This window comes from Zwartia panacis (assembly GCF_030410395.1).
Taxonomy (GTDB): domain Bacteria; phylum Pseudomonadota; class Gammaproteobacteria; order Burkholderiales; family Burkholderiaceae_B; genus Zwartia; species Zwartia panacis.
Map to the genome: position 1 here is coordinate 142,751 of NZ_JAUHHF010000002.1, position 17,507 is coordinate 160,257.

General features: G+C 55.9%; 17 protein-coding genes. 10 read left to right on the forward strand and 7 right to left on the reverse strand.

Translation table 11 applies throughout. The features are described from left to right. Positions 1 to 71: 71 nt before the first annotated feature. Complete coding sequence (galU, locus tag QWY30_RS03200; RefSeq protein WP_290238201.1) at positions 72 to 908, forward strand: UTP--glucose-1-phosphate uridylyltransferase GalU; 837 nt, start codon at positions 72 to 74, stop codon at positions 906 to 908. Here galU and QWY30_RS03205 read toward each other — a convergent pair. Continuing rightward, entirely contained in the window at positions 890 to 1,753 is an 864-nt protein-coding gene (locus tag QWY30_RS03205; RefSeq protein WP_290238203.1) for a cytochrome c oxidase assembly protein, read from the reverse strand. The two genes, galU and QWY30_RS03205, sit on opposite strands and share 19 nt — an antisense overlap. Positions 1,754 to 1,884: 131 nt before the next feature. Between QWY30_RS03205 and QWY30_RS03210 the strand changes: the two genes are divergently transcribed. Then, a complete protein-coding gene (locus QWY30_RS03210) occupies positions 1,885 to 3,231 on the forward strand; it encodes an aminopeptidase P N-terminal domain-containing protein (protein WP_290238205.1) in 1,347 nt (448 codons plus the stop codon). A 16-nt stretch (positions 3,232 to 3,247) separates the two neighbouring features. On the opposite strand, the gene QWY30_RS03215 is transcribed toward QWY30_RS03210, so the two are convergent. Further along, a complete protein-coding gene (locus QWY30_RS03215) occupies positions 3,248 to 3,691 on the reverse strand; it encodes a hypothetical protein (RefSeq protein WP_290238207.1) in 444 nt (147 codons plus the stop codon). An 84-nt stretch (positions 3,692 to 3,775) separates the two neighbouring features. Between QWY30_RS03215 and QWY30_RS03220 the strand changes: the two genes are divergently transcribed. From QWY30_RS03220 to QWY30_RS03250, 7 genes are read left to right on the forward strand one after another with little or no spacing between them, the layout of a single operon-like run. Beyond that, positions 3,776 to 4,936, forward strand: a complete 1,161-nt coding sequence (locus QWY30_RS03220) for an FAD-dependent monooxygenase (protein WP_290238209.1) — start codon at positions 3,776 to 3,778, stop codon at positions 4,934 to 4,936. Positions 4,937 to 4,972: 36 nt separating this feature from the next. Continuing rightward, on the forward strand, positions 4,973 to 6,019 hold the full coding sequence (gene dusB, locus QWY30_RS03225; RefSeq protein WP_290238211.1) for a tRNA dihydrouridine synthase DusB: 1,047 nt from the start codon (positions 4,973 to 4,975) through the stop codon (positions 6,017 to 6,019). A 21-nt stretch (positions 6,020 to 6,040) separates the two neighbouring features. Then, entirely contained in the window at positions 6,041 to 6,286 is a 246-nt protein-coding gene (locus tag QWY30_RS03230) for a helix-turn-helix domain-containing protein (protein WP_290238213.1), read from the forward strand. A 7-nt stretch (positions 6,287 to 6,293) separates the two neighbouring features. Then, positions 6,294 to 7,883: a bifunctional phosphoribosylaminoimidazolecarboxamide formyltransferase/IMP cyclohydrolase gene (purH, locus tag QWY30_RS03235; protein ID WP_290238214.1), complete on the forward strand. Its 1,590-nt coding sequence runs from the start codon at positions 6,294 to 6,296 to the stop codon at positions 7,881 to 7,883. 39 nt (positions 7,884 to 7,922) lie between these two features. Beyond that, entirely contained in the window at positions 7,923 to 8,474 is a 552-nt protein-coding gene (gene ruvC / locus QWY30_RS03240; RefSeq protein WP_290238216.1) for a crossover junction endodeoxyribonuclease RuvC, read from the forward strand. Between the two features lie 16 nt (positions 8,475 to 8,490). Further along, positions 8,491 to 9,075: a Holliday junction branch migration protein RuvA gene (gene ruvA, locus QWY30_RS03245; RefSeq protein ID WP_290238218.1), complete on the forward strand. Its 585-nt coding sequence runs from the start codon at positions 8,491 to 8,493 to the stop codon at positions 9,073 to 9,075. After that, positions 9,072 to 10,403 carry an aspartate aminotransferase family protein gene (locus tag QWY30_RS03250; RefSeq protein WP_290238220.1) on the forward strand — a complete coding sequence of 444 codons (1,332 nt, stop codon included), beginning with the start codon at positions 9,072 to 9,074 and terminating at the stop codon, positions 10,401 to 10,403. Before ruvA ends, QWY30_RS03250 begins: the two co-directional genes overlap by 4 nt. Here the strand turns inward: QWY30_RS03250 and QWY30_RS03255 are convergent. Genes QWY30_RS03255 through QWY30_RS03270 form a run of 4 tightly spaced genes read right to left on the reverse strand, consistent with a single transcriptional unit; the run spans position 10,400 to position 14,324 of the window. Beyond that, positions 10,400 to 11,371, reverse strand: a complete 972-nt coding sequence (locus QWY30_RS03255) for a Bug family tripartite tricarboxylate transporter substrate binding protein (RefSeq protein ID WP_290238221.1) — start codon at positions 11,369 to 11,371, stop codon at positions 10,400 to 10,402. The genes QWY30_RS03250 and QWY30_RS03255 overlap by 4 nt on opposite strands. Next, positions 11,368 to 12,402 carry an NAD-dependent epimerase/dehydratase family protein gene (locus tag QWY30_RS03260; protein ID WP_290238223.1) on the reverse strand — a complete coding sequence of 345 codons (1,035 nt, stop codon included), beginning with the start codon at positions 12,400 to 12,402 and terminating at the stop codon, positions 11,368 to 11,370. Before QWY30_RS03260 ends, QWY30_RS03255 begins: the two co-directional genes overlap by 4 nt. Positions 12,403 to 12,413: 11 nt before the next feature. After that, positions 12,414 to 13,334: a complex I NDUFA9 subunit family protein gene (locus QWY30_RS03265; protein ID WP_290238226.1), complete on the reverse strand. Its 921-nt coding sequence runs from the start codon at positions 13,332 to 13,334 to the stop codon at positions 12,414 to 12,416. A gap of 18 nt (positions 13,335 to 13,352) precedes the next feature. After that, positions 13,353 to 14,324 carry a threo-3-hydroxy-L-aspartate ammonia-lyase gene (locus tag QWY30_RS03270; protein ID WP_290238227.1) on the reverse strand — a complete coding sequence of 324 codons (972 nt, stop codon included), beginning with the start codon at positions 14,322 to 14,324 and terminating at the stop codon, positions 13,353 to 13,355. Positions 14,325 to 14,424: 100 nt separating this feature from the next. Between QWY30_RS03270 and ruvB the strand changes: the two genes are divergently transcribed. Further along, the gene (gene ruvB / locus QWY30_RS03275) at positions 14,425 to 15,495 is read left to right on the forward strand and encodes a Holliday junction branch migration DNA helicase RuvB (RefSeq protein ID WP_290238228.1); all 1,071 of its coding nucleotides are present in this window, start codon (positions 14,425 to 14,427) and stop codon (positions 15,493 to 15,495) included. 28 nt (positions 15,496 to 15,523) lie between these two features. On the opposite strand, the gene recQ is transcribed toward ruvB, so the two are convergent. Then, on the reverse strand, positions 15,524 to 17,407 hold the full coding sequence (gene recQ, locus QWY30_RS03280; RefSeq protein ID WP_290238229.1) for a DNA helicase RecQ: 1,884 nt from the start codon (positions 17,405 to 17,407) through the stop codon (positions 15,524 to 15,526). Between the last annotated feature and the right edge of the window lie 100 nt (positions 17,408 to 17,507).

Here is a 17,507-nt window from a genome sequence, read left to right on the forward strand (position 1 = left end):
GGCCATACGCTTATGATAGCGGCAGTTGAGATTGGTTCCACCCCAGTCGTGGAATGCTTCAAGGATGATTCATGCGCCCCGTTCGTAAAGCTGTATTCCCCGTTGCCGGTCTTGGTACGCGTTTTTTACCCGCTACCAAGGCGATGCCTAAAGAAATGCTCCCAGTCGTGGATAAACCTCTGATCCAGTACGCGGTCGAAGAAGCCATCGCCGCGGGCATTACTGACCTGATTTTTGTCACGGGACGGCACAAGCGTGCGATCGAGGATCATTTTGACAGCGCGCCTGAAATGGAGGCCGAGCTGGCCCGCAAAGGAAAAAAGGAATTGCTGGCAATTGTTCAGGAAGTGCTGCCCTCAAATGTCAGCTGTATTTACATCCGACAATCCGCCCCCCTCGGTTTAGGTCATGCTGTATTGACTGCTGCGCCGATTGTGGGCGACGAGCCTTTTGCGGTGTTGTTGGCCGACGACCTGCTCGACGCGGACCGCCCCGTCATCGGACAGTTGATCGATGCTGCGCTCACCCACCAAGGCAGTGTGTTGGGTGTGCAAGAAGTGCCTCTGAATGACACAGACAAATACGGCATTGTCGCAACCGATCCAGTCTCCGCGCTCACCGAGCGCGTGCGCCATATCGTCGAAAAGCCTAAACCCGATGTTGCGCCCTCTACCCTTGCGGTGGTGGGTCGCTATGTACTGGATGCGAGAATTTTCGCGCATTTGCGTCAGACGCAGGCGGGTGCTGGAGGAGAAATCCAGCTGACAGACGGAATTGCATCGTTATTGAAAGAGCAGTCGGTGTTTGCCCACCGTTACGAGGGCATCCGCTATGACTGCGGCAATAAGGAAGGCATGTTCAAGGCAACCGTTGCGCTCGGCCGCAAATATCACGGCTTGATTCCTTGAGCGGTTCGCCCAGGCTTGAGCACGCGGGGCTTGGGTGAGCCCCAGCGTCCTTTTGCTGAAAGCCGCATCAGCGTCCGTAACGCGACAAGCAAGCCAATCACTTCTGTCATCGCGGCGGGAATCCACATCGTCAAACCGCCAATCATCTGATCAGTCTGGGGGCTCATGGCGATGGCGCGACCGCACAAATCAAAAAGCGGATAGAGATCACGTTCAGTGAACGCAATAATGGCCCCTGCCACCATCTGTGGCGCCATCGTCAGGATGGGTGAAATGACGCGCCCGCCGGGTGTCATCGCCGCAGGTGGGTTGGGGCGACGATCAAGAATCAGATTCCAATACATGAAGCCTGTGATCACGACCGACCAATTCATCAGTCTGTAAAGACGCCAGTCGAGCATCGAATAAAACTGGACAGAGGGCACCAGCCAGATCACGACCAGAAACACAAACAAGGTCGGCACGATAATCGGGTTGGTGAATACAGAGATCAGCGCACGACCCGCCGTGGTCTGATTGAAACGATGCAGGCGTACACGCCAGGAAAGAGGTAACCCCGCCCGCATGACAGAGCCGGGATAAGCGGCCATGATCACCAGAGGTCCCAGGTGATGCAACACAAGATGTTGCACACGGTGAATAAAAAACATCCGTTCAGCGTAGTAGTCCAGCAAGGTATGCATGGACAGATACAACATCACCCAGCCGAGCCAGAAAAACGTCTGACGGGTGCGAGAAACGGCGTGCACACGCTGACCGCGCACGAATAACCAGGCGCTGACGATAAAACACGCCACGAGCACTGGAGAAAATTCCCAAGGCTTAAACCAACCGAGCCAATCCATCGATACAGCCTTTTAGTGAATACGCTTTTCCGAACAAAACCACTTTTGAATTGTAGTATGTTGAGGATAGTGCGAATCAGATTCCCCTTGCCTGTCCTGACATTCAATTGACTTTTAAACGCTGCCAAACCATGCAAACCCCTGTTCAAACGCCTCAATGCTTCAAGTCACGTCGAGATCGGCTCTTGGACTGGATGAGCGACCAGGATATCGGGATTGCGATTCTACCTACGGCTATCCCGCGCAATCGCAATCGGGACAACTATTACACCTTCAGGCATGACAGTGACTTTTTTTATCTTACGGGTTTCAAAGAAAGCGAGGCCTGGCTGATACTTGTCGCGGGTGATACACGTCAAAGCATTCTGTTTTGCGAAGAAAAAAATCCCGAATATGAAATCTGGAACGGCAAGCGCTGGGGACCTCAGGCGGCCGCCGAGCATTTTTGTTTCGATCAAGCCTTTGACGTCGCAGAACTGAACGAGCGTATGCCTGAACTCTTGATCGGGCATCAAAAACTCCTGACGCCTCTTTCCAATTTTTCAAATCAACAACTGATCCAAAAAGTGCATGACTGGGTGGCTGCAGCTCAACGCAAAGCGCGCGGCGCGCGGGCCACGCCAACACAGTGGCTGGATCTGTGCGAGCCTCTGTCTGAAATGCGACTGATCAAAGATGCGACAGAAATCGCGATGATGCGCGAGGCTGCCAACATTTCTGCGCAGGCGCATGTACGCGCGATGCAAGCGACCCGCCCGGGGATGCGAGAGTACGAACTCGAGGCGGAGCTTCTCTACATGTTTCGCAAAAAAGGAGCACATGGCGTCGCATATGACAGCATTGTTGCGGCCGGAGCAAACGCCTGTGTCTTGCATCATCCCGCCGGCGACAGCATCATGCAAGAAGGCGAACTGGTTTTAATTGATGCGGGTTGCGAACTGGAAGGCTATGCGTCTGACATCACACGCACCTTTCCAGTCAACGGGCGCTTCAACGGGGAACAGCGCGCGCTCTACGAAATTGTCCTCGAGGCTCAGCGACAGGCCATTGCCCACACGTCCCCGCAACACCACTGGAACGCGGGACATGAAGCCGCAGTGCGCGTGTTGACGCAAGGTCTGCTGGATGAGGGTTTACTGAAGGGCACGCTTGAGCAAGCGCTGGACGCGAGCGCATATAGTCGTTTTTACATGCACCGCACCGGACATTGGCTGGGCATGGATGTGCATGATGTCGGCACCTATCGCACACCACCTCTGGGGGCTCAAGAAAAACCGTGGCGGATGCTTGAGCCCAATATGGTGCTCACTATTGAGCCCGGATTGTATGTTCGCCCGGCGGATGATGTGCCAGAGGCTTTTTGGAATATTGGCATCCGTATCGAGGATGACGCTGTCATCACTCCCCAAGGTTGTGAACTCATCACGCGCGGGGTGCCTGTCGAAATCGCCGAGATAGAAATGCTGATGAAACCATGAAGTTGTGGCTTAAAAATCAGCCTTGCAAGTTCAACCCTTCGAGCCATCCCAGTGCCGACCAGATGTAAATCACAATCATCGCGATCCCGAACATAAATGCGACGGTGCCGATCAACAAGGTAAATGAAGCCACCAAAATGGCACCCCAGCCGCTGGGATGCTCGCGCGTGAGTCCGGGATTGAAACGCGCATCGAACTTGGCGTCACTCATCAAACACCAGACAATCGCTTCGATAAAACCATTGAGTATCGGGATGAACAGAAGAAAAAATGCGGGATTTTCCCACCACACCTCGGCAAAAGCGCTTAGCACCATGAGCACGACACTGTAAGTGGTGACGAGCCAAGCGTAAGGTCTTTTGAGATACCACCATTGCGCGCCCACGACACCAAGCAAGGCGGCAAGCAATCCGACTGTGACTTTGTGGCGAAATTTAGGGGCAGCGTGTGTTGTTGTCATGGCGCGTGATCGATCAAATATTTCGAGCATACCCGATTCAGGGTCATCCTCCGGGCCGATTCGCCCCAGCGCTAAAATACCCCTATGTCTCGAACAGATTTCGATGTTGCCATTATTGGGGGCGGGCCAACAGGCTGCGTACTCGCTTTGCTATTGGCGCGCTATACCGCGCACCCTGAACGGATCGTACTGCTTCAATCCGGCACGGCTTCCCAGTATGGCTATGCCCCCGAAAAGGATCCCAGAGTCTTGGCTCTCAATCACGGGAGTCGGGTGCTGCTCGAATCACTGATGGCATGGCCCGCACACACTGCGCCGATCCAGACCATTCATGTTTCGCAAAAAGGTCGCTTAGGTCGAACCATCATCCAGCACCGAGACTTTAACGTCCCGCAACTGGGCTCCGTCGTACACTATCCCAGCCTCTACCAAAGCCTGATGCAGGCTGTTGAGCTTTCGGGCATCGAGATTCTTTCGGGACGTTCGGCCCAGGTCAGCCTACAAGACGACCATGGCGTCAGCATTGTTCAAGACGGGCGACTCATTCGCACTGCGCTCGCTGTCCAGGCGGATGGTCATCCAAATTCACCCGTTCAACGGGAATACCCACAGATGGCTCTGCTCACACGAGCCCGAGTCAGTTTGCCACGCAGAGGCTGGGCCTTTGAGCGTTTTACCCGGGAAGGCCCTTTAGCTGTGCTGCCGCACCCGCATGCCACCGATGCCCAATCGATTGTGTGGTGCTGCGCCCCCGAACGGGCACGTGCACTCTGTGCAATGTCGCCTCAGGATTTTTCAGCGGCTCTGACGGACATGTTTGGAACGCGTTTAGGCAAGTTCACGATCGACGGCACGCCTACGCCCATCCCGCTGCGTTTGAATGTGCGCGGCAGCACGGTAGAGGGTCGCTGTGTCGCGATTGGCAACGCCGCTCAAACACTGCATCCCGTCGCGGGTCAAGGTCTGAATCTGGGATTCAGAGATACCGCAGCACTCGCGATTGCTCTTCGGGACTGGATCGCGCAACCTCAACATGATGTCAGACCCGCCTTGAATGCCTTCCAAAACAGCCGCCAGGCGGATCGCCAGCTGACCGCCATGCTGACTGACAGCATGGCCCGTACGTTCACGTCCGGAATGGCGCCTGTCGAGCATCTCGCAGGGTTGGCGCTTTTAGGCATGGACGCTATTCCGTTGGCGCGCGCCCCCCTCGCACGCCACCTGATGCAAGGATTAAGACGCTAAACGCGTAAGCTTGCGGCGAACGATTACAATTTCGCCATGAAAATTGGCGCCTGGTCTCTTCCGAACAATGTCTTTGTCGCCCCAATGGCTGGGGTGACGGATCGCCCGTTTCGCCAGCTTTGCAAAAAGCTCGGCGCCGGTTATGCCGTATCGGAAATGGCGGCCAGCAACCCTCAGCTTTGGAAAACGGTTAAATCCTCGCGCCGTTTGAATCACGATGGCGAAATCGATCCCGTGGCCGTTCAGATCGCGGGCGCAGACCCCGAGATGATGGCGCAGGCCGCTGTTTTTAATATCGGCAAAGGCGCGCGCGTGATCGACATCAATATGGGCTGCCCGGTTAAAAAAGTCTGCAATGTCGCTTCTGGCTCAGCGCTGCTGCGCCACGAGGATCTGGTCGCACGCATCCTGTCCGCGGTCGTCGAAGCGTGTCTACCTCACGGTGTCCCAGTGACTCTGAAAACCCGTACCGGCTGGGACAGGGAACACCGTAATGCGCTGCGTATTGCCAGACTCGCGCAGGAATCCGGTATCGCGGCGCTCACCCTGCACGGCCGCACACGCGCAGACCTGTATCTGGGCGAAGCCGAATACGACACCATCCGTGAAGTAAAAGCCAATCTGTCCATACCCGTTGTTGCCAATGGCGACATCGACAGTCCTGCCAAAGCTCGCGATGTACTTGCCTACACGGGAGCCGATGCCGTCATGATCGGCCGGGCAGCGCAAGGTCGGCCCTGGATCTTTCGCGAAATCGATCATTTCCTGAAAACCGGAGAATACCTACCTCCCCCAACCTGGCTCGAAATGCGTGATTTATTACTGGCCCATTTGGCGGATCATTACCAGTTTTATGGCGAGCTCCCGGGTGTACGCACCGCACGCAAACACATTGGTTGGTATGTCAGCAGCTTGCCCGGCGGCAAAGAATTCTCGGACTTTATCAACACAATCGAGTCCACTCGCGCCCAATTTGATGCTGTGGATCAATGGTTTACGCATCAACACCATATTTCGCCAGACATCCCGGCAGCAACCTGCGACAATCAGATTCTTCGCGCAGGCCACCTTCAGGCAGCCTGAGTGCCTTATACCTGTCAATCCATGAAAAAAAACAATATTCTCGAAGAATCTGTCCGCCTGAGCCTGGAGCAGTATTTCAGCGACCTCGGCGACACAGATCCGAGCGATATGTACGAGATGGTCATTCGCTGCGTCGAACGCCCCATCCTGGAGGTCGCGATGGAACGGGCGAACCAGAATCAGTCAAAAGCCGCACAAATGCTTGGCATGACGCGCAATACGCTACGTAAAAAACTCATTTTCCATAAACTTATCCCTCAAGACTAACTCAGCAATGAATATTCAAACCGCTCTGCTTTCCGTTTCCGATAAAACCGGCATCGTCGATTTCGCCAAAGCGCTCGCCGCGCGCGGCGTGCGCCTGCTTTCCACGGGCGGGACCGCCAAACTTTTAGCCGAGTCGGGACTCGACGTCACTGAAGTGGCGCAGCACACCGGATCGCCCGAGATCCTGGATGGTCGAGTGAAAACCTTGCATCCAAAAATTCATGGCGGTTTGCTCGCACGACGCGACAGCGCCGAGCACCTGAAAACAATCGAACAGCACGGCATCGACCGCATCGACTTACTGGTCGTCAACCTCTACCCCTTTCGTCAAGCTGTGGCCAACCTGGATTGTTCATTCGAGGATGCGGTCGAGAACATCGATATCGGCGGCCCCGCCATGCTGCGCGCTGCTGCCAAAAACCATGGAACCGAAGCCGGCGGTGTCACGGTCGTGATCGATCCAGCCGACTATGCGGCAGTCCTGGCTGAAATGGATCAGACGGGCGGCACGTCATACGGCTTGCGTCTGCAGCTCGCCACCAAAGTTTATGCACATACCTCCGCCTATGACGGTGCGATTGCCAACTATCTCAGCAGCCTGAACGTCGCCGAACCTGCCCAAGAGACGGCGCCAGCCCGCAATACATGGCCCAATATCCTGACTTTGCAGGTGTATCAAAAACAGGTCCTGCGTTATGGTGAAAACTCGCAACAACGTTCGGCGTTTTACGTGGATCCCTATTGCCCGGCCGGACTACTTTCGAACTTTGTGCAACTTCAAGGCAAAGAGCTTTCCTACAACAATATCGCCGACTCCGATGCGGCCTGGGACAGCGTACGCAGCTTTGAGGCACCCGCATGCGTGATCGTCAAACACGCCAATCCATGCGGTGTCGCAACTGCCGAGGGTCCGCTCGAGGCGTATCTCAAGGCCTTCAAGACAGATCCAACCTCGGCTTTCGGTGGCATTATCGCCTTTAACCGCAAGGTCGATCTCGCGACTGCCCAGGCTGTCAGTGGTCAGTTTGTCGAGGTTCTTCTGGCGCCTGCCTATGATCAAGACGCGCTCGCCCTTCTCGCAAGCAAAAAGAATGTTCGTGTCCTGGAAGTCCCCATGGGCGACGGCCAGAACGATATCGATGTCAAACGCGTCGGTGGTGGCTGGCTTGTACAAACCCCCGACTTCGAGACCGTCAAGGCAGAAGATATGCGTGTTGTCACGCGTAAACAACCGACCGCCGAACAAATGCGCGATCTGATGTTCGCCTGGAAGGTCGCCAAATACGTTAAATCCAACGCGATCGTCTTTTGTGGAGACAGCATGACGCTCGGCGTAGGCGCCGGACAAATGAGTCGTATCGACTCCGCGCGCATCGCCTCGATCAAAGCTGAAAACGCTGGCCTGACCCTCAAGGGGTCGGCTGTCGCGTCGGATGCGTTCTTTCCCTTCCGTGACGGGCTTGATGTTGTTATCGATGCAGGCGCGAGTTGCGTCATCCAGCCAGGCGGCAGTATGCGAGACGACGAAGTGATCTCTGCCGCCAACGAACGCGGTATTGCGATGGTTCTGACGGGCATGAGACATTTCCGTCACTAAACCACATCACAACATGTCACGACCAACGGAGCAAAGCTGATGCGCATTCTTGGGGTCGATCCCGGACTTCGCCGAACAGGTTTCGGGGTCATCGACGTCAAAGGCGCAAAGCTGAGTTACGTTGCGAGCGGCACGATTGTCGTGCCGACTGATATCACCCTGCCCTTGCGTCTCAAGGTTATCCTGGACAATCTGCGCCAAGTCGTCCAGGACACACAGCCCGATGTCGCCGCGCTTGAAATCGTCTTTATGAATACAAACCCGGCAACCACGCTACTGCTGGGTCAAGCGCGCGGAGCGGCTCTTTGCGCCTTGGCCGACCGAGATCTGGCCGTGCATGAATACACGGCGCTGCAAATCAAAAAATCAGTGGTAGGTGCTGGTCGCGCCGCCAAAGAACAAGTGCAGTTGATGGTGCAGCGATTACTCATGCTTGATGGTGTCCCTGCGCCAGACTCCGCAGATGCCTTGGCTTGCGCGATCTGTCATGCGCATGTTGCACCCTTGACAGAAAAACTTGGTCAAATGAACTATCAGACGCGCACGTCGCGTGGCCGCACACGCGTGCGCGCAGGCAGATTGCTGGGCTAGCCCCAAAGGACTCAGAATGATTGGTCGCCTCACCGGTACATTGTTTGATAAAACGCCTCCTCGCATCGGACTCGATGTGCAAGGCGTCGGTTACGAGATCGATGTTTCAATGACCACGTTCTATGCCCTGCCGGAAGTAGGGGCGCAGGTCACGCTCCTCACGCATCTCACTGTGCGTGAGGATGCGCATATCTTGTTTGGCTTTTCCACTACCCAGGAACGCGCGACGTTCCGGGAGCTGATCAAGGTGAGCGGCATTGGCGCGCGAACAGCATTGGCGGTTCTGTCCGGCATGTCTGTCGAAGAGCTCTCGCAAGCCATCACACTGCAGGAGCCAGCCAGACTGATGCGGGTACCGGGCATTGGCAAAAAGACCGCTGAGAGACTGCTCCTCGAAATGAAAGGCAAACTGGGTGCGGACCTGGGGCACTCCCTCAGCGCCAATACTGCGGCCAGCTCCAACACACAAAGCGATGTCATCCATGCGTTGACTGCGCTGGGCTACTCTGAACGCGAATCCTTATCCGCCGTGAAAGGATTGCCAGAAGGGCTGAATATCTCCGATGCGATTCGTCATGCGCTCAAGGGGCTCTCAAAATGACTCACATTATTCATCGTTCATTGCGTCATACACCCTTGGTCGCTGCGCGCTCGCAAGGCATTCACATTATCGACGCGCATCATAAAAAATATATCGATGCCAGCGGTGGTGCCGCGGTTTCCTGTCTGGGGCATGCCCACCCTGATGTGCTCGCCGCCATGCACGCACAAATCGATCAGCTGGCCTATGCGCACACTGGTTTTTTTACATCGGAAGTCACGGAGGCGCTCGCCGATCACCTGATCGAGCACGCCCCAGGGGATCTGAGCGACGTGTATTTTGTTTCCGGCGGATCCGAGGCTGTTGAGGCTGCGCTCAAGCTTGCCAGACAATATTTTCTCGAAATCGGACAACCTGAACGTACGGTATTTGTTTCAAGGCGCCAAAGCTATCATGGCAATACGCTGGGTGCACTCGCCGTGGGCGGTAATGAATGGCGGCGTCAGCCCTTCGCGCCACTCCTCATGGATGTCCCGCGTGTGTCGCCTTGTTTTGAATACCGCGATCGGCTCGCGCACGAAACACAAGACGCATATACCCATCGTCTGCTGACCGAGATCGAAGAGACATTTATCGCGACAGGACCCGAACGCATTATTGCTTTCTGCGCGGAGACCGTCGTGGGTGCCACCACGGGTGCAGTACCGCCAACCCCCGGGTATTTGCAAGGCGTGCGCCGTCTGTGCGACAAATACGGAATCCTCTACATCGCAGATGAAGTGATGTGCGGAATGGGTCGGACCGGAACGCTTTACGCATTTGAACAGGACGAAACCCTGCCAGATATCGTGATCATCGCCAAAGGCTTAGGCGGCGGATATCAGCCCATTGGCGCGCTGCTTGCACGTGCGCACGTAGTGGATGCCTTGCGCCGCAAAAGCGGGATGTTCCAGCACGGTCATACCTATCTGGGTCATCCCATCGCATCTGCCGCCGCCCTGGCCGTGCAGCGCGTGATTCAGCGCGATCGACTGCTTGAGCAGGTTCGTGCGCGCGGGGAATATCTGAGGAAAGCACTCGTTGCCGCGCTCGGCGATCACCCCCATGTCGGTGATATTCGGGGACGCGGCTTATTCATGGCTGTTGAACTCGTGCAGGACCGCGCGACTCGCACCCCCTTCGATCACAACAAAAAACTTCATGCCGTGATTAAACAGCAAGCCATCGACAATGGTTTGCTGGTTTACCCAATGGGTGGAACGATTGATGGAAAAAGCGGCGACCACGTCCTCGTGGCGCCGCCTTTCATTGTGAGTGAGGCCGAGATCGATCAGATCGCTCAATTACTCAGACAATCGATCAATCAGAGCTTGCGTCAAATCGCTTAGTCGATACGGGCACCCGACAAACGAACAGCTTCGGACCAGTTTTTGACCTCAGCATCGATCACTTTCTGAAAACCCTCTGGGGTACTGTTGTTGACCTCGCCCCCCATGTCACGCAAACGCTGCGTCATCGCAGGTTCAGCGACGATTTTCTGGATATCCGCAGATATTTTCTGACGGAGCGCTTCGTTCATCGTGCCAGGGCCGTAGATCCCGAACCAGGTTGCTGCGCTGAAGTCGGGAACACCCGCTTGAGCCATGGTGGGCACTGAGGCGATCGCGTCCACACGCTTGGGATGGGCCAAGGCGATAGGCTTGAGCTTGCCAGAGTTGATATAGGGCAAAGCTGCAGAAAGGGTCACGAACGCCACTTGTACTTGACCACCAATCAAATCCGTCAACATTGGCGTATCACCCTTGTAAGGAACATGGGTGAGTGGTGTACCTGTTTTGGATTTGAACAGTTCACCCGCAAGATGTTGCGGGGTACCGTTGCCAGGCGACGCCATGGTCAATCCGTTTTTTTGTGCCTTGGCATATTGGATCAACTCAGGAAGCGTATTGACAGGCAGGCTTGGATTGACCAGCATCACCAAAGGAATCGTGGAAATCAGTGTGATCGGGGCAAAATCTTTGACAGGATCGTATTTCAGCTTGCCGTATAAGCTCGCGCTAATCGTATGTGCCGCTGTAGTGATGTAAAGGGTGTAGCCATCTCCAGGCGCGCGGGCAACCCCTTCGGCGGCAAGCGTTGTTCCAGCTCCGGGGCGATTGGTCACCACGACTTGCTGTTTCCACTGCGCGGGGAGTTTTTCAGCCACCATCCGGCCAATCACATCCGTCGCACCGCCGGCAGGATAAGGCACCACAAGTGTGACCGCTTTTTCAGGAAAATTCTGAGCGAGGGTTGGTACAGAAAAGCTTGCGCCCATCAGCAACGCGGCACCGATCAGTATGCGATTGATTTTCATTTTGTCATCTCCTTTTTTTCCTGTGCTTCGCGCCACGCGAGCAGTCGTGTCACACCTTCGCGCATCTGGACTAGGGGTTTCCAGCCGATCGCTTCACCCGCCTTGTCGTGCGGGATATGAAAGGCTCCGCCAGAGGTCAATCGAACCTTGCCTGGAGGATCGGGTCGAACTTCGGGCTTGAGGTCGCTCTTGCAGTACTCAAGCACCAATTCCACGAGTTCGCCAGTCGTGATGGGGGCAGGACCCGAAACGTTCACAGCCACATCAGTCGCCGTGCTTTGCAGAGCCGCCAGGTTGGCACGCGCGACGTCCGAGACATGCACGAAATGCTTGGTGTCCTTGCCGTCTCCAGGCAAAACCGGCGCCTGTCCTTTCCGCACCAGATCATAGGTCTCCATGATGTAGAGCGAATTCGCGGCGCGATAGTGTTGTCGTTCACCATAGACGGTCGAATAACGCAGGACGACATAATCCTGACCGAAGGTCTGGTGATAATGACGGCACAACTGTTCGCCCATGATTTTTGAAGCGCCATACAGGATCGCAGCGGGTGGCGCACCTACGGAATGGAAGGGGATTTCTTCGGACAACGCGCCCTTGATCCCTGAGCCATAGCCATAAACAGCATTCGAAGAGGCAAAGATCATTTTCTTGACCTTGTTCACACGGCAAGCTTCGAGCATATTTTGCGCGCCGCGTATGTTCACATCCACCGCTTGCCATGGCGTTTGGGAAAAGCCCAAGGTCATATAGGCGGCAAGATGCACCACGCCATCGACACCTTCGGTTGCCATCAATAAATCGGGCAATCTCATTAAATCCGCACGCACGATCTTGATGCGCGGATCGTCCTGGAGATGCTGGATCGCTTCCATCGAACCAAAGGAAAAATTATCCAGCAGTAAAACTTCTCGGGCGCCCTCCTTGAGCAGCAGATCCGCGGTATGCGAACCAACCAGGCTCGCGGCACCGGCGATCAAAATACGTGAGTCTCTAATGTTTAAGGCTTGACCTTTTTTTATCGTTGTCATCGTGCATCAACTCAGGCAGTGGGTTTCAAATAAACGGGCGCAATCGACTCCAGGGCCGTCGGCACAATACCGAGCATCGGATTGATGGGTGCCGAACTCGTATTGTCTACGGACAGTGAGGCCAGGTTGTCGCGAGACATCAGTGGCTCTCCAGGCAGACACTCGAAAAAGAATGCCTGCACGCGACCAATCGAGAGTGGCAGATCAATGACCGAACGGGGATGACCGCTCCACAAAGCCGCGAGTTCGACGAGCTGTCCAAGGGTATACACCCGCGGACCGGCCAAATCGAAAGTTTGACCGCACGCCCAGGGCTGCGACATCGCATTGAGGATTGCCTCGGCAACATCCATGACAAATACAGGCTGCATTTTGGCTTTCGCGCCCGCGATCGGCAAAACCGGGAAAAAACGGGCCAAACGCGCGAACATGTTCATGAACTGATCTTCAGGGCCGAACACCACTGAAGGCCTGAAAATCGTGAAGCTGTTGCTCTGGGCTGCGGCGTAAGCATCGTGGATAGCCTGCTCGCCTGCAGCTTTCGAGCGCAGATAGCCACTCGGCCCCTGAGCGTCGGCACCCAGGGCACTCACGTGGACAAAGCGCTTAGTGCCATGTTTCAAGCAAGCTTGAGCAATACGCTTAGGTAACTGGACATGCGCCCGGTCGAAATCAGGCCCATAAGGCTGACCGGATCGGCTGTGCAAAATACCGACCAGATTAATCACCACGTCACAACCGGATACCAAGCGATTCAACGTCTCATCGTCATTGATGTCAGCCTGCATGACCGTCACGGTAGGATGCACCAAGAGGGCTCGACCGTGTTGGTATTGTCTCGTCGGCACATGTACGACATGCCCTTGGGCAACCAGACGACCGACGATCTGTCGGCCCAGAAATCCTGCACCACCAATCACCAGTACACGCATAGGTCACTCCAAAAATACTTAAACTTGCGTCAAAAATCCTGCATAAGCTTGCAAGTCTACATTACCGCCACTAATGATCACGCCCACGCGCGCGCCCTGTTCGACTGGCAAAACACCCTGTAACAGTGCAGCTGCGCCCAGACAACCCGTCGGTTCGACGACAAGCTTCATGCGCTCGGCAAAAAACCGCATCGTTGAAAGCAACTGTGGATCCGTCACGGTCAAAATGTCCGTGACACGCTGTTTGATCACTCCAAAGGTCAATTGACCTAGATAAAGTGTCAGGGCGCCGTCGGCGATGGAGCGTGGCGGATCAATATGCACAACCTCGCCCTTGCGAAGCGATTGTTGGCCATCGTTCCCGGCTTCGGGTTCGACGCCGTAGACTTTGCATTTCGGGCTCAATGCCTGCGCAGACAACGCGCTACCCGCGAGCAATCCGCCCCCGCCCAGGCAAACGAGCAAATAATCAAGCTCGCCGACATCTTCGAGCAATTCCTTGGCGGCAGTCCCCTGTCCGGCAATGACGTGCAAATGGTCATAGGGCGGGATCAGCGACATACCGGTCTTTTTTTGCATTTCACGGGCGATGTCGTCGCGGTTTTCCTTGTAGCGATCGTAATTCACCACGGTAGCGCCATACTCTTGTGTCGCGGCCTTTTTAGCTGCGGGCGCGTCCTGAGGCATGATGATGGTGGTGGCGACTCCAAGCAATTTGCCTGCCAGCGCAATCGCCTGGGCGTGATTGCCAGAAGAGAATGTCAACACACCCGCGCGTCGTTGCTCCGGGGTCAAGTTGGCAATCGCGTTGTACGCCCCGCGGAATTTGAACGCCCCCATGCGCTGAAGGTTGTCGCATTTGAAAAAAACCCGCGCTCCAGTCATCCGGTCGGCTGTAGCCGAGGTCATGACGGGTGTGCGGTGGGCGACGCCTTTGAGCGTCTCGGATGCGCGGATCACATCTTCATATGTTGGCAACACGATAGACATTGCTTTCCTCTCATTATCAGATCCAAGATGCCGGATAGTGTACGATTGTCCGGGCATCATTGCGCAGTCCCCGCTTTTAATGGATTAAATTTTTACTTTCATGGCCATTCAGTCGGATTCCCTAAATTCACGCGCCGAGGCCTCGCGCCTCGTCACGCCCCAGGCCACGACGCCCAACGAGGAAACCATCGAACGGGCGCTTCGCCCGCGGGCGCTCGAGGAATACGTAGGTCAGCAAAGGGTGCGCGAACAACTGCAGATTTTTATCGCTGCGGCGCGCAATCGTCAGGAATCTCTGGACCATGTGCTGCTCTTTGGACCGCCGGGACTCGGTAAAACGACGCTTGCACACATCATCGCCCATGAAATGGGAGTGAACATGCGCCAGACTTCCGGCCCTGTTCTGGAGCGCCCGGGCGATCTTGCGGCCTTGCTGACCAATCTCGAACGAAATGATGTGTTGTTTATCGACGAAATCCACCGTTTATCGCCAGTGGTCGAGGAAATCCTTTACCCCGCGCTCGAAGACTTTCAAATCGATATTCTGATCGGCGAGGGTCCTGCAGCGCGCAGCGTCAAACTAGATCTGCAGCCCTTTACGCTTGTGGGTGCTACCACGCGGGCCGGCATGCTCACCAACCCGCTTCGTGACCGTTTCGGTATTGTGTCCCGTCTGGAGTTCTATACGCCCGACGAGCTCACGCGTATCGCCACACGCAGCGCGGGTTTACTCCAAGTCCCCATCACGCCGGATGGCGCATCCGAAGTGGCCAGACGCTCCCGTGGCACGCCGCGAATCGCCAACAGACTCTTGCGTCGCGTGCGCGACTACGCTCAGGTCAAGGCGAAAGGCACGATCGATGCGACAGTCGCCAACGCCGCCTTGTCCATGCTCGAGGTGGATCCGCAAGGTCTCGATCTGATGGATCGCAAATTGCTCGAAGCAATCGTGCACAAGTTCGACGGCGGGCCTGTCGGCGTTGACAGTCTGGCCGCGGCGATTGGCGAAGAGCGCGACACGATCGAGGATGTGATCGAGCCCTACCTGATTCAGCATGGCTACCTGCAGCGTACACCGCGTGGCCGAATGGCCACTCAAACAACCTGGCGACACCTTGGCTTGACGCCACCTAAGACACCCCCGACAGACGGACCGCTATTTGCCGAATAATTGTCGAGGCGCGAGCTTCGGTCCGTGCTCAGCGATCCTGGTGCTCTGCAATGCACGCCAGGATCGACTCGCCATATGACTCGAGCTTGCGAACACCCACGCCATTGACATGTCCCAGGGACGCAAGACTATCCGGTCGAGCCATCGCGATTTCACGAAGCGTTGCATCATGAAAGATGACATAGGCGGGTACACCATGACTGCGTGCGATCTCGGCGCGCCACTGGCGTAAAGCCTGAAAAATCTCTTGTGCACCCTCAGGTAAATCAGGCTGCAACACTTTGGATTTTGGCGTGGCGGTACGCGCGGTGCGCTCAGCCTCCCGGCGCAGCATCAACGTGCGCTCGCCTTTGAGCACCGCACGGCTTTCTTCGGTGAGCGCAAGCGTGCCATACCCCTCCTGATCCACCACCAGCAGTCCATGTGCGAGCAATTGTCTCAGCACACTGCGCCAGGCCTGATCAGACAAGTCCTGACCAATCCCAAAAACAGTCAGTTTTTCGTGTTCATTTTCCAGCACGCGAGGCGTGGCTTTACCGCGCAAGATATCGATCAGATGACCTGCGCCATAGCGTTGACCACGTTCTTTCATGAGACGATAAATCGCCGACAACATCTTTTGCGCAGCGACGGTTCCATCCCAGGCCTCGGGCGGTTGCAAGCAATTATCACAATTGCCGCAAGGCTCGATCCGCTGTCCAAAATATTGCAGCAAGCGTTGCCTGCGGCACGCAATCGCCTCGCACATTGCCAGCATGGCATCGAGCTGGGCACCCAGCCTGCGTCTGAAAGCATCATCGCCAGCAGACTCGTCAATCATGCGCCGCTGTTGCACCACGTCTTGCAAACCGTATGCGAGCCATGCTGTAGCGGGCAAACCATCCCGGCCCGCGCGGCCCGTCTCCTGGTAGTAGCCTTCCACGGACTTGGGCATATCGATGTGCGCGACGAAACGCACGTCAGGCTTATCGATACCCATCCCGAAAGCGATGGTCGCCACCATGACGATGCCGTCTTCACGCAAAAATCTGGACTGATTTTGCGCGCGAACCTGCGCGCCCAAGCCCGCGTGATAAGGCAAGGCCTCGATGCCGTTCGCACATAAGAATGCCGCAGTTTCCTCGACCTTGTTGCGCGACAGGCAATAAACAATGCCGGCATCGCCTGCATGCTCTTGTTTCAGGAGCTGTAGCAGCTGCTTTCGAACATCTTGTTTTTCAACGATGTTGTAACGAATGTTGGGTCGGTCGAAGCTGGCGACAAAATGCCTTGCATCGTCTAGTGAGAGACGCTCGGCGATTTCGCGTCTGGTGACATCGGTCGCGGTTGCCGTCAGTGCGATACGCGGGACATCCGGCCAGCGTTCGTGCAGCATGGACAAACCAAGGTACTCGGGCCTGAAGTCATGTCCCCATTGCGACACGCAATGGGCCTCGTCGATGGCGAACAGCGCGATTTTGCCCCGTTCGAGCAACTGGATACACCGGTCAGTCAGCAAACGTTCGGGGGCGACATAAAGCAAATCGAGCTGACCACTCAGAAATGCCTGCTCGACTTCTCGGGTGTCTTGCCAATCCTGAGTCGAATTGAGAAAGGCCGCACGCACGCCAAGCTCGGTCAGCGCATCGACCTGGTCTTGCATCAGCGCAATGAGCGGTGAAATCACTATCCCTGTGCCAGGGCGCACAAGCGCGGGGACCTGATAACACAGGGACTTGCCGCCTCCGGTCGGCATTAGCACGAGGGCATCGCCTCCCTGAATCACATGCTCGACAATGGCATGCTGATCGCCGCGAAACGATTCGTAACCAAACACCCTCGCCAACACGTCACAGGCGTCCGGCTGATGGACACCATTGGATACGCTGCGTGGGAGAGTGGGTTCTGAAGCGAAAGCGCTTGGCTTAAGCATGAGAGGCTTTTATTAACAACATGCCGAGATTGTAGAGGAACAAATTGGGGGTATTTCCATCTACCGCAGGTGATCGGGTGCTCCTCATGGCAAAATATGC

Coding starts and splice junctions, on each gene's coding strand:
- galU (WP_290238201.1), top strand. CDS start 72: ATGCGCCCCGTTCGTAAAGCTGTATTCCCCGTTGCCGGTCTTGGTACG.
- QWY30_RS03205 (WP_290238203.1), bottom strand. CDS start 1,753: ATGGATTGGCTCGGTTGGTTTAAGCCTTGGGAATTTTCTCCAGTGCTC.
- QWY30_RS03210 (WP_290238205.1), top strand. CDS start 1,885: ATGCAAACCCCTGTTCAAACGCCTCAATGCTTCAAGTCACGTCGAGAT.
- QWY30_RS03215 (WP_290238207.1), bottom strand. CDS start 3,691: ATGACAACAACACACGCTGCCCCTAAATTTCGCCACAAAGTCACAGTC.
- QWY30_RS03220 (WP_290238209.1), top strand. CDS start 3,776: ATGTCTCGAACAGATTTCGATGTTGCCATTATTGGGGGCGGGCCAACA.
- dusB (WP_290238211.1), top strand. CDS start 4,973: ATGAAAATTGGCGCCTGGTCTCTTCCGAACAATGTCTTTGTCGCCCCA.
- QWY30_RS03230 (WP_290238213.1), top strand. CDS start 6,041: ATGAAAAAAAACAATATTCTCGAAGAATCTGTCCGCCTGAGCCTGGAG.
- purH (WP_290238214.1), top strand. CDS start 6,294: ATGAATATTCAAACCGCTCTGCTTTCCGTTTCCGATAAAACCGGCATC.
- ruvC (WP_290238216.1), top strand. CDS start 7,923: ATGCGCATTCTTGGGGTCGATCCCGGACTTCGCCGAACAGGTTTCGGG.
- ruvA (WP_290238218.1), top strand. CDS start 8,491: ATGATTGGTCGCCTCACCGGTACATTGTTTGATAAAACGCCTCCTCGC.
- QWY30_RS03250 (WP_290238220.1), top strand. CDS start 9,072: ATGACTCACATTATTCATCGTTCATTGCGTCATACACCCTTGGTCGCT.
- QWY30_RS03255 (WP_290238221.1), bottom strand. CDS start 11,371: ATGAAAATCAATCGCATACTGATCGGTGCCGCGTTGCTGATGGGCGCA.
- QWY30_RS03260 (WP_290238223.1), bottom strand. CDS start 12,402: ATGACAACGATAAAAAAAGGTCAAGCCTTAAACATTAGAGACTCACGT.
- QWY30_RS03265 (WP_290238226.1), bottom strand. CDS start 13,334: ATGCGTGTACTGGTGATTGGTGGTGCAGGATTTCTGGGCCGACAGATC.
- QWY30_RS03270 (WP_290238227.1), bottom strand. CDS start 14,324: ATGTCTATCGTGTTGCCAACATATGAAGATGTGATCCGCGCATCCGAG.
- ruvB (WP_290238228.1), top strand. CDS start 14,425: ATGGCCATTCAGTCGGATTCCCTAAATTCACGCGCCGAGGCCTCGCGC.
- recQ (WP_290238229.1), bottom strand. CDS start 17,407: ATGCTTAAGCCAAGCGCTTTCGCTTCAGAACCCACTCTCCCACGCAGC.